At 57.6% G+C, this 14,468-nt stretch carries 14 protein-coding genes; 2 read left to right on the top strand and 12 right to left on the bottom strand.

Translation table 11 applies throughout. The annotated features are described in order from the left end of the window. Positions 1-41: 41 nt before the first annotated feature. From ccmB to yajC, 7 genes are all read right to left on the bottom strand, one after another. Positions 42-698: a heme exporter protein CcmB gene (gene ccmB / locus AC2FLZ_RS06235; protein ID WP_480473413.1), complete on the bottom strand. Its 657-nt coding sequence runs from the start codon at positions 696-698 to the stop codon at positions 42-44. Further along, a complete protein-coding gene (ccmA, locus tag AC2FLZ_RS06230) occupies positions 695-1,309 on the bottom strand; it encodes a heme ABC exporter ATP-binding protein CcmA (protein WP_496881953.1) in 615 nt (204 codons plus the stop codon). The genes ccmB and ccmA overlap by 4 nt, the downstream gene beginning before the upstream one ends. Before the next feature lie 144 nt (positions 1,310-1,453). Further along, positions 1,454-1,807, bottom strand: a complete 354-nt coding sequence (locus tag AC2FLZ_RS06225; RefSeq protein ID WP_496881952.1) for an Mth938-like domain-containing protein — start codon at positions 1,805-1,807, stop codon at positions 1,454-1,456. Between the two features lie 12 nt (positions 1,808-1,819). Continuing rightward, positions 1,820-2,572, bottom strand: a complete 753-nt coding sequence (locus tag AC2FLZ_RS06220; RefSeq protein ID WP_496881951.1) for a sulfite exporter TauE/SafE family protein — start codon at positions 2,570-2,572, stop codon at positions 1,820-1,822. After that, entirely contained in the window at positions 2,565-3,746 is a 1,182-nt protein-coding gene (gene secF / locus AC2FLZ_RS06215) for a protein translocase subunit SecF (protein WP_480492948.1), read from the bottom strand. Before secF ends, AC2FLZ_RS06220 begins: the two co-directional genes overlap by 8 nt. Before the next feature lie 2 nt (positions 3,747-3,748). Next, on the bottom strand, positions 3,749-5,410 hold the full coding sequence (gene secD, locus AC2FLZ_RS06210; protein WP_480492947.1) for a protein translocase subunit SecD: 1,662 nt from the start codon (positions 5,408-5,410) through the stop codon (positions 3,749-3,751). 33 nt (positions 5,411-5,443) lie between these two features. Beyond that, positions 5,444-5,731 carry a preprotein translocase subunit YajC gene (gene yajC / locus AC2FLZ_RS06205; protein ID WP_209503494.1) on the bottom strand — a complete coding sequence of 96 codons (288 nt, stop codon included), beginning with the start codon at positions 5,729-5,731 and terminating at the stop codon, positions 5,444-5,446. Positions 5,732-5,932: 201 nt separating this feature from the next. On the opposite strand from yajC, the gene AC2FLZ_RS06200 reads away from it, so the two are divergent. Further along, complete coding sequence (locus tag AC2FLZ_RS06200) at positions 5,933-7,597, top strand: mechanosensitive ion channel family protein (RefSeq protein WP_496714860.1); 1,665 nt, start codon at positions 5,933-5,935, stop codon at positions 7,595-7,597. 72 nt (positions 7,598-7,669) lie between these two features. Further along, on the top strand, positions 7,670-8,962 hold the full coding sequence (serS, locus tag AC2FLZ_RS06195) for a serine--tRNA ligase (RefSeq protein WP_480553803.1): 1,293 nt from the start codon (positions 7,670-7,672) through the stop codon (positions 8,960-8,962). A gap of 57 nt (positions 8,963-9,019) precedes the next feature. Here serS and AC2FLZ_RS06190 read toward each other — a convergent pair whose 3' ends face one another. The 5 genes from AC2FLZ_RS06190 to AC2FLZ_RS06170 form a co-directional block, all read right to left on the bottom strand. Further along, positions 9,020-9,586, bottom strand: a complete 567-nt coding sequence (locus tag AC2FLZ_RS06190) for a helix-hairpin-helix domain-containing protein (protein ID WP_496714859.1) — start codon at positions 9,584-9,586, stop codon at positions 9,020-9,022. Positions 9,587-9,678: 92 nt separating this feature from the next. Continuing rightward, positions 9,679-10,662: a fatty acid desaturase gene (locus tag AC2FLZ_RS06185; protein ID WP_480492943.1), complete on the bottom strand. Its 984-nt coding sequence runs from the start codon at positions 10,660-10,662 to the stop codon at positions 9,679-9,681. 165 nt (positions 10,663-10,827) lie between these two features. Beyond that, positions 10,828-12,291: a ribosome biogenesis GTPase Der gene (gene der, locus AC2FLZ_RS06180; protein ID WP_480603195.1), complete on the bottom strand. Its 1,464-nt coding sequence runs from the start codon at positions 12,289-12,291 to the stop codon at positions 10,828-10,830. A gap of 49 nt (positions 12,292-12,340) precedes the next feature. Further along, positions 12,341-13,663: a PQQ-like beta-propeller repeat protein gene (locus AC2FLZ_RS06175; RefSeq protein ID WP_496881950.1), complete on the bottom strand. Its 1,323-nt coding sequence runs from the start codon at positions 13,661-13,663 to the stop codon at positions 12,341-12,343. Positions 13,664-13,707: 44 nt separating this feature from the next. Beyond that, positions 13,708-14,379: a hypothetical protein gene (locus tag AC2FLZ_RS06170; protein ID WP_480473425.1), complete on the bottom strand. Its 672-nt coding sequence runs from the start codon at positions 14,377-14,379 to the stop codon at positions 13,708-13,710. Between the last annotated feature and the right edge of the window lie 89 nt (positions 14,380-14,468).

The raw sequence follows: 14,468 nt of genomic DNA, 5'->3' as shown, positions 1-14,468 counted from the left end.
TGGGGTGGTTCTCAATTGACATCCATCAAACTTGTCGCGGTTCACCGCAGATTGATACGTAGCACGGCAGCGCTGGCAAAGGGCAACAATGCAATGGTCGCCGCCGTGATCCCGGCCAGCATCAGCAGTGGTGTCTGCACCTCCATCCCTGTTGCACCGCGTCGGGCAACTTCGGCCCCGAATATCAGGGTGGGGACGTAAAGCGGCAACACAAGAAGCGACAGCAATAGCCCGCCACGTTTCAGACCAACGGTCAGCGCAGCACCAAATGTCCCGATGACGCTCATGGCCGGGGTACCTATCAACAGCGAGATGACCAGCCAGAAGAACCCCGGCACCGGCAGGTTCAGAAGTACGCCCAGAAACGGCGCGGCCAGAACCAGCGGCAAACCAGTGGTCAGCCAATGGGCCAGCGCCTTGACAGTGACAACCGATTCAAGTGGCAGCGGTGCCGTGGCCAGCAGGTCCAGCGAGCCGTCTTCCCAGTCCAGTGCAAGCAGGCGGTCAAGCGACAGAAGGCAGGCCAGCAAGGCCCCCAGCCAGAGCACACCGGGCGCAATCGTGGACAGAAGCGAGGATTGCGGCCCCACCGCAAACGGCACCATCACGGTCACGATCAGGAAAAAGGCCAGACCCAGCCCAAACCCGCCGCCCGCGCGGAAAGCCAGTTTCAGGTCGCGCAGCAACAGGGCGATCACAGGAAACCTCCGTCGAAATCGTCGATGGGTTTGGGTTTGGCCTTGTTCGGACCGACGTCCAGAACCTCGCCATCTAGGCCAAGGTCGATATGGGTGGCGATCAGGGCTGACCCACCCTGCCCCAGATGTGCCCACACAGCGTCGGCAAACATTTGCACAGCGTTTCTGTCCAGCGAGACGGTCGGCTCGTCCAGCATCCAGATCGGCCGCCCTGTGACCAGCATCCGCGCCAGCCCCAGACGCCGTTTCTGACCTGCCGACAGGTTGCCGGCGTGACGGTCGGCGAGTTCGTTCAGGTCAAATGCGTCCAGCGCCGGCTGGATGTCATATGTGCCAAAGACCGAGGCCCAGAATGTCAGGTTTTCCGTCACTGACAGCGTCGGTTTGAGCCCGTCTGAATGGGACGCGTAGGCGATCTGGTCATCGGCCCCTTCGATCTTGCCTTCCAGCGGAGGCTGCAAGCCAGCCAACGTACGCAGTAGGGTCGTTTTGCCAATACCATTCGGGCCGCGCAGGATCAGAGCTTTGCCCGGCGGCAGCTGAAAGCTGAGGCCCTCAAGGACGGGAACACCGCCACGAGTGATCGACAGATCTGTTACAGTCAAAGTCATGAGACCCGCTTAACGGATTGTCAGCAGGGGCAAAAGGCGAGATTTGCCGCAGGATGCCAGCGCACCACCGCTGCCTCATGTCGGAGTGAGGGGCCAGCCCCTCACACTCCCCGGGATATTTTCGGCCAGATGAAGAGGATCCCGTCAGACAGGGATCAGCGCGAGTGCAATACGACGGCCTTCAGCGAGCAGCACGTTGTAGGTGCGACAGGCGGCAGGGGAGTTCATGATTTCGACACCAAGTCCGGCATTCTCCAGCTCAACCCTCAGGGATAGAGGGATGTGGGCCATGTCCGCGCCCGTACCGATGAGCAGGACGTCGATACTGCCCACCAATTCCAGAAGGGGGTGTCGGTCGTCATAACCGCCCCACTCTGCAGGGCCTGCCGGGCCTGTCAGGATAGCGCCGTGGAAGACATCACCGCCAATTCGGAAAAAACCGGGGCCATAACCGTCAACGGGTTTGGCATCTGTAAAAGTAATCTGATTCAGACGCATGATGTCCCTTCTTCAATCCAGAAGCGGCAGCCCGGAAATGACGGCGATCAGGATGACCGAATAGGCCGCGAGCCGATAGATCTGTTCGAGTCTCGGGTCGAACAGTGCTTTGCCGATAAGCGTAGTGATCAGATAAGGCACGCACAGCAGCAGCACAATCCACAGGATCGACAAATCTGCGGCACCGCTGATGAGGATGTTGAAAACGATGACAACGTCCAGCAATGCCAGAAAAATGATGGTGTTGGCGCGAATCTTGCGGACGTCTGTAGAACTGGCCAGATAGAACACGATGACAACCGGACCGGTCAGCCCGGTCATGCCGCCGATAATGCCTCCGCTGCCGCCGATGGCGAGACGTCCGGGTAGTCCCAGTTTCCCCTCCCATCGCCAGCCGGTAACCACGGCCAGCAAGGTCAGACCGGTGATGCCACAGACAACCCAGCGCAACGCAACCGAGTCCACCTGCACCATGATCCACAGCCCCAATGGAACGGTTACGGTTGCAGCAAAGCCCAGAGTGCTGATTTCGACCTTGTCGCAATCCCGCCACGCCTGAGGCGCCAAGGCAAATGTTGATGCGATTCCGGTGGCGGCCATCAGAAAGACCACATCTGCAATAGGCAGGAACTGGGTCGCCACCGGCACAAAGATCATCGCGGTGCCAAAACCTGTGAAGCCGCGGACAAGTCCCGCGGCTCCGATAGTCAGGATCAGCCAAGTGAGGCCCGGCAGGGCCAGGGCCTGTTGCAGGGCCTCACGCATCAATATTGGCAAACTGGTTGCCCGCCGTGTTCGACGGTTTGGACCAGTCGCGCTTGACCCCCAGCCAAAGCAGGATGGTCGAAGCCACGAAGACCGACGAATAGGTCCCGACGACGACACCCCAGATCATCGCGAAGACGAATCCGCGGATGACGTCCCCGCCCAGCAGATAAAGCGAGATCAGCGCCAGCAAAGTTGTGACCGAGGTCATCACCGTCCGGCTCAGAGTTTCGTTGATCGATACGTTCAGAACCTCTTTCAGGTCCTTCTTTTTGTATTTCCGCAGATTCTCGCGCACCCGGTCGAAGACGACAACCGTGTCGTTCAGCGAATAGCCGACGATGGTCAGCAGCGCCGCGATGATCGCCAGATCGAAGCGGATTTGCAGTTCCGAGAAGATGCCGATGGTCAGGATCACATCGTGCACCAATGCGGCAACTGCCCCCAGTGCAAACTGCCATTCAAAGCGCAGCCAGATGTAGACAAGGACGGCACCGATGGCCAAGACAACCGCGATCACAGCCGTCTGGATCAACTCGCCCGACACTTTTGGGCCAACGGATTCGACAGAGGGAAAGCTCATATTGTCGTAAGAATACGTGATCGTCCCAATTGCAGCTTCTGATTTTGCTGCATTGGAGATTTGATCACGCAATTCGAAGGAACTTCCGGCCGGGAAAACAAATTGTCGTTCACTATCGCCGTCTGCGACACCACCCAAAGCTTCAACAGCTGAGGCCAGCGCAGCGGAATCGACCGCTCCTCCGTTCTGCCCCTCGAAAGTCACGATCATCTTGCTTCCAGTCGCACCGGCAAGCACGTGCTCGACCTGAGATATCGTATCGGCAGTAACTGCTTCCTCACCTTCTTGGGCCTGAATGCGGATCATCGCGACATTTTGATCCGGGCCAAAGCTTGGATCAAATATTTCGGTGATCGTTACATCGCCCAGCTCCAGCGGCGCGATGGCGTCGCGATAGGCGCCTACGTCGATCTGCTGTGTGCTTTCGGTTCGGATCGTGGTCCCACCCCTGAAGTCGATGCCGAAGTTCAGCCCTTGCAGCATGAACGAAGCAAAGGCCACGACCACCATCAGAGCAGAAATGCCCAACCAAATCTTCCAGCGACTGAAAAAGTCGAACGAGGTGTTCTGCGGTACGAGTTTCAGTCTCATGATCAAACCTCGATCGTTTTCGGTCGGCGGCGTTCGAACCACATGACAACCATCAGGCGCGTCACGAAGATCGCGGTGAAGACCGATGTCAGGATACCCAGGCCCAGAGTGATCGCGAACCCGCGCACAGGGCCGCTGCCCATGGCAAACAGGATAACGGCGGTGATGAAAGTGGTTACGTTGGCGTCCAGAATGGCCGACAACGCCTTTTCATAGCCCAGATCGATGGCGCGGGCTGGACCTCTGGCGGATTTCAGTTCTTCGCGGATGCGTTCAAAGATCAGTACGTTGGCATCCACCGCCATACCGACCGTCAGAACGATCCCTGCAATCCCCGGCAGAGTCAGGGTTGCGCCGATCAGGGACAGCAAACCGAACAACAGGCCCACGTTTATGATCAGCGCGATGTTGGCGAAGACACCGAACAGGCCATAGCTGAGCGCCATGAATACCAGCACGGCGACAAAGGCCACGATTGTGGCAACTTTGCCTGCGTCGATACTATCTTGCCCCAGTTCGGGCCCGATGGTGCGTTCTTCCAGGAATTCCAGCCCTGCAGGCAAAGCACCTGCACGCAACAGGACGGCCAGATTGGTGCTTTCCTCAACGGTGAAATTACCGGTGATGATACCCGATCCGCCTGGGATATGGCTTTGGATCACGGGGGCCGAGATCACTTCGTCATCCAGAACGATTGCAAAGGGTGCGCCGATATTGTCACGGGTATAATCCCCGAACTTGCGTGCCCCGGATGTGTTGAATCGGAAGCTGACCGCAGGGCGGCCGTTCTGATCGAAGGATGGCTGCGCGTCGACCAGTTCCTCTCCTGTCACGACCGGAGCGGATTCGATGGTGTAATAAACGCCGTTTTCGTCAATCGACGGCACGATTTTTTCGCCGACGCCTGCAACGGCATCCGGATCGGTTCCGCGCCCGACAACCGGGTTGAAGGTCAACTGTGCTGTTGTTCCGATAATTTCCTTCAGTTCACCCGCACTGCCGATACCCGGCACCTGAATTAAGATACGATCCGTCCCCTGACGCTGAATTGTGGGCTCACGTGTACCGACTTCGTCGATCCGGCGGCGGATGATTTCCAACGCCTGACGCACCGTGCGGTCATCCGAGGCCAGTTTTTCTGCTTCGGACAGTTGAACAACAATTGTGTCACCATCCGCGCGGGCTTCGATATCTGTGGCTCCTACACCTGTCAGGGTCTGCACTTGCCGGGCCAAACCGCGGACAACCTCCAATGCCTGTGGCATTCCTTCGGGCTGGCTAATGCGCACGCGAATCTCATCCGCAGCCGAGTCCTGACGGCGGATGGTTCCCACCGTGGCACGTTCATCGCGCAGGGCGTCGCGGATTTCCGGCCACATCGCCTCCATCCGGGAGCCGTAGACGTCTTGTACTTGTACTTCGGCAAGCAAATGCGCGCCGCCGCGCAGGTCGAGGCCAAGATTGACCAGGGATGACGGCAACCAACTCGGCCATTGCGCGGCTTCAGCCTGCATCTGGGGTGTGTCGTTGCCCAACTCGATCGCGGCCTTGGCGTCGTTGGATTGTTCGACCCGCGTGTAAAATGCGTTTGGCAGGGCCATGAGCAGGCCGGTCACGCAGACCAGCCAGATCAGAACCCGCTTCCAGGTATCAAATTGCAGCATTACCCTGCCTTTTCAAGGAATTGTCGCGCGAAGTTACTTCGCCGGCTCAGTCTTGTTCAGAACCTGGGCGATGGTCGATTTGACCACGCGAATCTTGACGCCCTCGGCGATTTCGACCTCGATCTCGTTATCGCCTTCCTTGACCTTCGATACCTTGCCGATCACGCCCCCCTGAGTGATCACCTGATCACCGCGACGCACGGCATCAACCATGGCCTGATGTTCCTTCATCTTCTTTTGCTGCGGACGGATCAGCAGGAAATACATGATCGCAAAGATTAGGATCAGCGGGAGAAACTGGGCGATTGCGCCACCATCCATGGGACATTCCTTTGTTCTAGTCTTGCGGCACAGTTCCGCAAATTTGGGCGGAACCTATGCTTTGAAATGTCGGTTTGCAAGCAAAGGCGGTCATGTAACTCACCTGAAAACGGGCATGTCCCGGCAACCACGGGCAAAACGTTGCAGATATGCCCTAGGAACATAACCAATACCGGGTATAGTTTATCCGAAGGGGGACACATGACGCGGCCACTCAAACCTTTCCTTTCGTTGCTTTATTTACTGACTGCCCTGTCGGTGAGCGTGTGGCTGTCCAGTGCGGCCTTGTCGCAGGAAGCACCCGCGGAATCCCCCCTGTCCGAGACTGCGGGATCGGACACGTTCATGGCCCCGGTCATAGTAGACGGGGACATTCTGTTTCAGGTGCGCGGATCAAGCGCCCTGCCTGCTCCGGAGCGCGCCGAGGGCGTACAGGACAAGATCATTGTGGTTGCGGAAGCGTCGGAAGCACCTTTGGTCGAGATCACATATGAAGAGACCGAGTTTGGCATCTGGATTCTGGCCGATGGCCAAAAAATCTCGATCGTTACTAAAGCTGACGCTGAACTGGATCAGATGGAACTAAGTGTTCTGAGCGTTTTGCATGGCAATGCGATCAAACAATCCATTGAGGCGTATCGAGCCAACCGAACCGATCAGGCGCGCGTTTCCGGTGCTATTGAAGCGGCTGCCTGGACGTTGGGATTTGCCCTGTTTGTTGTCACTATCCTGTGGCTGCACCGTCGGATCAGGCGTCGCACATTGAAGCTGGTAAAACGCTACTTAAAGGATGTCGAAACGGCGACAGCCAAAAGCGTTCAGGCCGAAGCAATCGCGGCCCTTATCCGCTATGGTCTGAACTTCGTGCTGCTGATCATCTTCTTTCTCGGTTTCTACTATTACCTGTCCTTTGTTCTTTTGGCTTTTGCGGAAACCAGATATTTCGCACAGCTTCTGCTGACCTATCTGACAGAGCCCGTGCTGCTTATCTTCCGGGGCATCCTCAGCTATATCCCCAATCTGATCATGCTGGGCCTGATCACATGGGTCACGTTGTACATCATCAAAGGGCTGCGCGTGTTCTTTGATGCGGTCGAAGCCGGTTCGTTCGAAATGGGTGATTTCGAAAAACACTGGGTCAACCCGACGTTCAACATCGCCCGTGTCGTCGTTATTTTGATCGCGCTGGTGTTTGCGGTTCCCTATATTCCGGGCTCAGATTCTGCCGCGTTCCAGGGGTTGACCATTCTGGTTGGCGCCATGCTGTCTTTAGGCGCGAATTCAGTCGTGTCCAACATGCTGGCCGGGCTGTTTGTGATTTACCGCAGGTCTACCTCAATCGGCGACCGTATCCAGATCGGGGACCACATCGGCGATGTGGTTCAGATAAAACTGATGGAGACCCACCTGAAGTCGATCAAGAACGAGCTGATCTCGATCCCCAATGCACAATTGATGAACTCAGATGTCGTTAACTTTTCAAAGAAAACCAATGGTGACGGACTATTATTGCACACGACCGTCGGCATCGGCTACGAAGAACCCCCTGAGAAGGTAGAGGCGATGCTGATCGAGGCCGCCAACCGCACCAAAGGTATCAAGGTCAATCCCGAACCTTTTGTGTTGTGGACCGCGTTGGCCGATTACTCGATCAATTATCAGATCAACGGCTACACCACCCGTGGCAGCATCATCCCCAAAATCCGCTCGGACCTGCATCGAAACATTGTCGCTGTATTTAACGAGAACAATGTGCAGATCATGACGCCTTCTTATGTGGCCGACCCGCCCGAGCCAAAAATACCGGCCGGGGCATGGGATGGCCACCTGACGCATGAAACCCACGAAGACGCTGATAAGTCGTAACCGGTGCTACACCCTGCCCTGCAGATGGTGCATAAGCGGGTTCAGTGATTCACGCATTCAAGGATCTGAGACATGCACGACATCCGCGCCATTCGCGAAAACCCTGCCGCCTTTGACGCCGCCCTAGCGCGCCGTGGGGACGCGCCGGTGTCGTCAGATCTGCTGAGGCTGGACGAAAGCCGGCGTGCCAAGATTCTGGCTGCCGAAACTGCACAGGCCGAACAAAACAAGGCCAGCAAGGAAGTCGGCGCTGCTAAGGGACGCGGCGACGAGGCTGAATTCGAACGCCTGCGCGCGCTTGTCGCCGAGAAAAAGGCCGAAGTCGCCCGGATGCAGACCGAGGCCAAGGATCTGGATGCCTTGCTGACCGATCAACTGGCCCGCATCGCCAACCTGCCCGCCGATGACGTGCCGCAAGGCGCGGACGAAAACGACAATGTCGAAGTCAACCGCTGGGGCACCCCGCGTGATTTCAGCTTTGCACCGAAAGAGCATTACGACATTCCCGCCGTCGCAGCCGCGATGGATTTCGAAACCGCCGCTAAAACAAGCGGCAGCCGGTTCGTGAATCTGTCCAAGGGGGTTGCCCGCATCCACCGCGCGCTGGCCCAGTTCATGTTGGACACGCATATCGACAAGAACGGTCTGACAGAAATGCAGACACCGGTTCTGGTCCGGGATGAGGCGATGTATGGCACGGATAAATTGCCTAAATTCGGCGACGACAGCTATCAGACGACCAATGGCTGGTGGCTGATCCCGACCTCCGAGGTTACACTGACCTATTCAGTGGCTGGTGACATTCTCGAAGAGTCTGCCCTGCCCATCCGTATGACCGCCCATACCGTCTGTTTCAGGTCCGAGGCCGGAAGTGCAGGCAAGGACACCGCAGGGATGCTGCGCCAGCACCAGTTCGAAAAGGTCGAGATGGTCTCGATCACCCATCCCGACGCGTCAGATGACGAGCAAAAGCGCATGTTGCGCTGCGCCGAGGATCTGCTGGAACAGTTGGGTATTCCCTATCGCACTGTTGTTTTGTGCACCGGTGATATGGGCTTTGGCGCGCGCCGCACTTATGACATCGAAGCTTGGCTGCCCGGACAGGACACCTATCGCGAGATCAGCTCGGTCTCGACCACAGGTGCGTTTCAGGCGCGTCGAATGAATGCCCGTTTCCGGCCAGAAAGTGGTGGCAAACCCGAATTCCTTCATACTCTGAACGGTTCCGGTCTGGCTGTCGGGCGTTGCCTGATCGCTGTTCTGGAGAATGGGCAGAATGAAGACGGAACTGTTTCGCTGCCCGAGGTACTTGGCCCCTATCTGGGCGGCAAGCTGACCCTGCAATCGGACGGTTCTTTGGCCTGACAAACAAAACCGGCGCCGTCGGGCACCGGTAAGGACATCAGCAGAAGGCGAAGAAGTTTACTTCTTTGCTTTTTTCTTGTCCTTCTTCTTTCCGCCTTTCTTGCCGTCCTTCTTTTTCCCGTCCTTCTTGGACTTTTTGTCCTTGCTGGATTTGGCTTTCACTTTGTCCTTCGCCTTTGAAAAGGCGGCTTCCATCTCTTTACGCTTCTTCGCGGCTTTTTCAGCCTTGGCCTTGGCTTTGGCCTTTTTCTTTTCCGCAGCTTCGGCTTTTTCGGCCGCTGCTTTTTCTTCTGCCGCCTTGCGTGCGGCTTCCTCGACCCGTTTCTCGGCTGCGGCTGCGGCGATTGTTTTGCGGGACGCGGCTTTGCGTGCGGAAGGCCTGCGTACCGCCGGAGTCCGGGCCGCAGTTCGGCGTGTTGTTGGCTTCGCAGCAACCGGATTTGCGGCAACGGCTTCTTTGGCAGATGCAATCAAAACCAACGCGCGCGCCTCACCGATCCGAGGGACCTTGACCAAATCAGCAGGAGCGGCCTTGGCTATTGCCTCGGCGGTCTTGAAGCCATTGGCAACAAGGGCCTGGCCAAGCGAGTCTCCTACACCTTTTATATCGGTCACTGCGGTCATTATGGGTCCTTTCTGTGTCGTTCTATAACTTCGTATATACACCGGATATACGAAGCAGCAAGCAGCGTAGTGATAACCCCTGTTCTGCCAGCTTAGTTATGGGCAAGACTAGCGGCTCGGTTGTCTCTCGGAAAGGGTACAAGGCGCTTGGCATCTTCGTCCCATAGCTTCAGGTTCAATGCGGCCACGGCCTCGGGAAACTTAATCCGGCGCGGGGTGTATTCCGGCGGCAGGTTATAATGGCAGGCACGCAGGCGATATGATGGGATACGCGCGTTGAAATGGTGGATGTCGTGCAACGTGATGCAGGCCACAGCCATATCGAACCACCATCCGAAATCCAGTGCGGATGATCCCTCAAGCGCTGCTGTCTGAGGGTTCAGATCGGGGCGGCGATCCCAATAGGTATCTTCGAAGTTGTGCTGAAGATAAACAAGGAAGACGCCCAGCATTCCACCCAAAAAGGAAAACACCAACCAGACCCAAATGCCGGTCATACCCGCAATCAGATACAACAATCCTAGAAACACGATGATCGACAGGTTGTGCAACACCACACCTTTAGCGCCAAAACGCGCCGTATTCTTGGGCCAGCGGTATCGGATGAAGTAGGTGAACAACGCGCCGACCGGAACCAGGATGAACGGATTGCGATACAGCCTGTAAAAAAAACGCGTTTTCCAATCAGCCGCATTCCACTCTCGCAGAGTCATCGTATGAATTTCACCTGTCTCGCGATGTTCAAGATTTCCGATGCCCGCATGGTGCAGATTGTGGTTCTGCTTCATCACCTCGAACGGGGCGAAAGTGAAAGGTGACAGACCATGCCCTGCCCATTCGTTTTGAATCCGTGTTTCAAACAGAGAGTGATGCCCACAATCATGTTGCAGCACATAAAGCCGTACTGCGGCAAAGGCGAACACTATCCCGGCGGGTATCATGATGTACCAGCGATCAACAAAGGTGATCGCAAGGGTCAGCGACGCGAAATACACCGCAAATGTGCCAAAATAACTTGCCGCGGCCAATCTGTTGTCCTGCACCGCGTAATGTCTTGTATATTCCCTCAAATCCATCCAGCCGTCTCCTTACGATGGCCGTTCAGTTTTCTGTTCAAATCTAGGTGCGGCTAGTCCGCATGCAAGCAGTGCGTGCCCAAACAAATGCACACGCATGAATGCTAGCGCGGAGAACAGAAACTGTCACGCCCCCGTGAGGTAAGATGCTGAAAATTGGCGCAGTTACGCGCGGCCCTTGAGATGCTTGGCCAGCGCGCCCGCATTTTTCTTGCGCCGACCCTTATATGGGTTCTTGTCGCCCTGCCCGCGCAGCGTCAGGCGGATTGGGGTGCCAGGCATGTCAAAGTCCTGACGCAACCCGTTGACCAGATAGCGGGTATAGCTTTCGGGCATCTTATCGGGATGAGAACACATCACAACAAAACCCGGCGGCCGCGTTTTCGCCTGGGTCATATAGCGCAGCTTGATGCGGCGGCCCTGTGGGGCTGGCGGCGGGTGTTGTTCCAGCATGGCAGTCAGCCACCGATTCAACGCCGCGGTTGGCACACGGCGGTTCCAGACGTCATGGGCGCGCAGGATGGCGGCGCGCAATCTCTCAAGCCCGCGACCCGTTTTCGCCGAGACGGTAACCAGAGGGGCCCCGCGCAGCTGCGGCAGCAAGCGATCAAAGGCATCTTTCAGTTCCCGCAGCTTTTCCTGCTTGTTTTCCTCGACGTCCCACTTGTTTACGGCAACAACAACAGCCCGGCCTTCGCGTTCGGCCAAATCGGCAATTCTCAGGTCCTGTTGTTCAAATGGAATGGCCGCGTCCAGAAGTACGACGACAACCTCGGCAAACTTCACCGCGCGCAAGCCGTCTGACACCGAAAGCTTTTCCAGCTTTTCCTGTACCTTTGCTTTCTTGCGCATTCCTGCTGTGTCAAAGATCCGCATCGGAGTGCTTTCTCCGTCCGGGTCGGCCCAATCGATCCGCAGGCTGATAGCGTCACGGGTGATCCCGGCCTCGGGCCCCGTCAACAGGCGGTCTTCGCCGATGATCTTGTTGATCAGCGTGGATTTGCCCGCATTCGGACGGCCAACCACGGCCACCTGCAACGGCTTGGCAGACGTGATCAGGGGCATTTCGCCCTCACCGTCTTCATCCAGCTCAATATCAGTTTTTGGGGCTTCTTCGACCTGCTTTTCCTCGGCTGCATCGGCCAAAGGCATAAGCCGAGCATAAAGATCTGTCATCCCTTCGCCATGTTCACCAGAAAGACGCACAGGTTCACCCAGACCCAGGTTATATGCCTCGAGCACCCCGGCATCCGCTGCGCTGCCTTCGGCCTTGTTGGCCGCAAGGATTACATGCTTGGACCGTTTGCGCAGGATTTCTGCAAACATCTCGTCCGTGGGCGTCAGCCCGACCCGCGCATCGATCATGAACAGGCAGACATCGGCCATGTCTACCGCGCGTTCGGTCAGACGGCGCATCCGGCCCTGCAAACTGTCATCTGTCGCGTCTTCAAGTCCGGCCGTATCGATCACGGTAAAGCGCAGATCGCCCAGACGCCCTTCGCCCTCGCGCAAGTCACGCGTCACACCGGGCTGATCGTCGACCAGCGCCAGACGCTTGCCTACGAGGCGGTTGAACAATGTGGATTTGCCCACGTTCGGGCGCCCCACGATGGCGAGGGTCAGCGACATGATACTCTACCTTCAAGACTCAAGTTGCGCCCTTTAACGCATCTTGCCGTCAACGGAAAGCGTGTAGATCACCTTTGGTCGAAACAACATACAGCGTCTGCCCGGCCACAACAGGGGATGCTGTCGCGCCTCCGGGAACCTCAGCCTGATGAACCAGTGTTCCGTCAACTGGATTGAAGAACCGCAGAAACCCGTCGTTGGACGCAACCACAATACGACCCCCGGCCAGAATTGGGCCGTAATGCGCAAAGATCGGTCCCCGGCGGCCACGCTTGTCCTTGACGAAGCCCGGCAGATCCTGCGCCCAGATGACAGACCCGTCCGCCGCGTTCAGACGCACCAGCTGGCTGCGATCACTGATCAGGAAGATGCTGTTGCCCGCAGGCCAGACCGTATCGACCGCACCTTCGTCTGCTGTCCACCGGCGCTCACCGGAAGCGGCATCAAATGCGACGGTCCGGCCCGAGTGATTGCCGATGTAGATACTGTTGCCGACAACCATCGGACCACCAGTCACATCGACGATTTGCGCCGCGGCGCGCCCGCGACGCCCCCCTGCAACAGACGCGTTCCAGCGGCGGATACCACCGCGGCGGAAAGTGGCCGCCACGTCACCCGAGCCAAAGGCAAATACCGCCAGATCAGATGCGATTGCAGGCGCAGGCGCACCCAGAACGTTCCCGACGCTGGGTGTGCCTTCGAATTGCCAGGCTATGCGTCCGTCCTTGGTGTTTACAGCCCAGCCGGTTTCATCTCCGGCCACAACGTATAACAGCCCGTCGTTCACCAGCGGAGCGCCGCTGCCGGTCGCTTCCAGGCGTTTTTGCCAGCGCACGGCACCCGATTTGGCGTCCAGCGCGGTCAACCGACCGAACCCTGACGACACATAAAGGACGCCGTCGGCATAAGCCAAACCACCCCCTGTTGCATCCGAGTCGCCATCACTTGGCGGGATCAGATCGGTTTCCCATGCCAACTGCCCCTGCTGGGTGACCGCTGAAACCGACGCTCCTGAATCCAGTGTAAAGATCAATCCGCCCGCAACCACCGGCTCGGCAGTTATGCGTTGCTTGCGCGAGTCGCCCTGCCCGATCGAAACAGACCAGATCCGTTGTGGTGTTGCGCGCAAAGCGGCATGGGTGGTTCGGTATGCGGACGTTCCCGGACTTTGTGACCAGTTGGCGTTGACCTGTTGCGCCGGCAGGCTGATCGGTTGCGAGCCGCGCTTTTCGACCGTTTCCAGATCTGAAACAGGGCGAATATCCTCGCGTTCACCGGGCAGAATGGCTTCGGGCGGTTCACAGGCCGCAAGTGCTGTCAAGGCCAGAGCCGCAAAAGGCAATCCCGTACGGGAAAAAAATCTTGTTACCATGATATTCCGAACTCGCCTGTCGTTAAGTCTTTTGTCCCGCCTGGTCAGCCTTGCTGCGCCACCAATGGTTCAGGTTCCCCACCCAAAGCAATGATCATTTGCGCCGCGCGCTGTTGCAGATCGATCCCAACCTCTGCATCCTGCCGTAGCGCCTGCAATCGATCCAGCGCAGCATCGACATTCCCCTCGGCCACGTCAATCAGAGCCAACTGCTCTTCCGCCAGCAGCCGCAGCGGCGCTCCGGGGGCCGCCAACGCCTCGAACTGTTGCCGCCGGTCGGCGGCAGGCAAGGTATCGCCTTGCAACAGCAGCGACTTGAAGCTTGCAATCGCGCGGTAAATCTCGGGCAGGTCGCCCTGAACGGCAACCGCGTTCAGGCTGGTGACCGCGTCCTCTCGGGATCCGGATTCGACCTGTGACGCAGACAACAACATGTCCAGCACGGCTTTCCCGCCCGGTGACATCGCCTCTGCCTGTGCAAGACCAGCAGCCCTTGCCGCCGGGTCATTTTCGGACAATGCAGCAAGAATCGTGTCACCCAATAACTGAGCTTGCGCCGTGTCCCGCGCCTTGCGGTATTCATTGAAAGCGGCACCGCCGACGATCAACACGACGGCGACGACACCCACCCAGCCCCAGCGACGCAGCAACAGATAGATCCGGTCACGGCGCACCTCTTCGGTGACCTCATCAATGAAACTGTCTATATCGCTCATCCAAGCCCCCGGGCTGTCTATCTTGTATTAGTGCGCCATGTCATACCCCGGCACCAACGCCAAGCCAAGGGTCCGAATATGCGCATTTT

It is taken from the genome of Ruegeria sp. YKSF131 (genome assembly GCF_059612645.1).
This window is presented reverse-complemented; position numbering and strand designations above follow the sequence as displayed.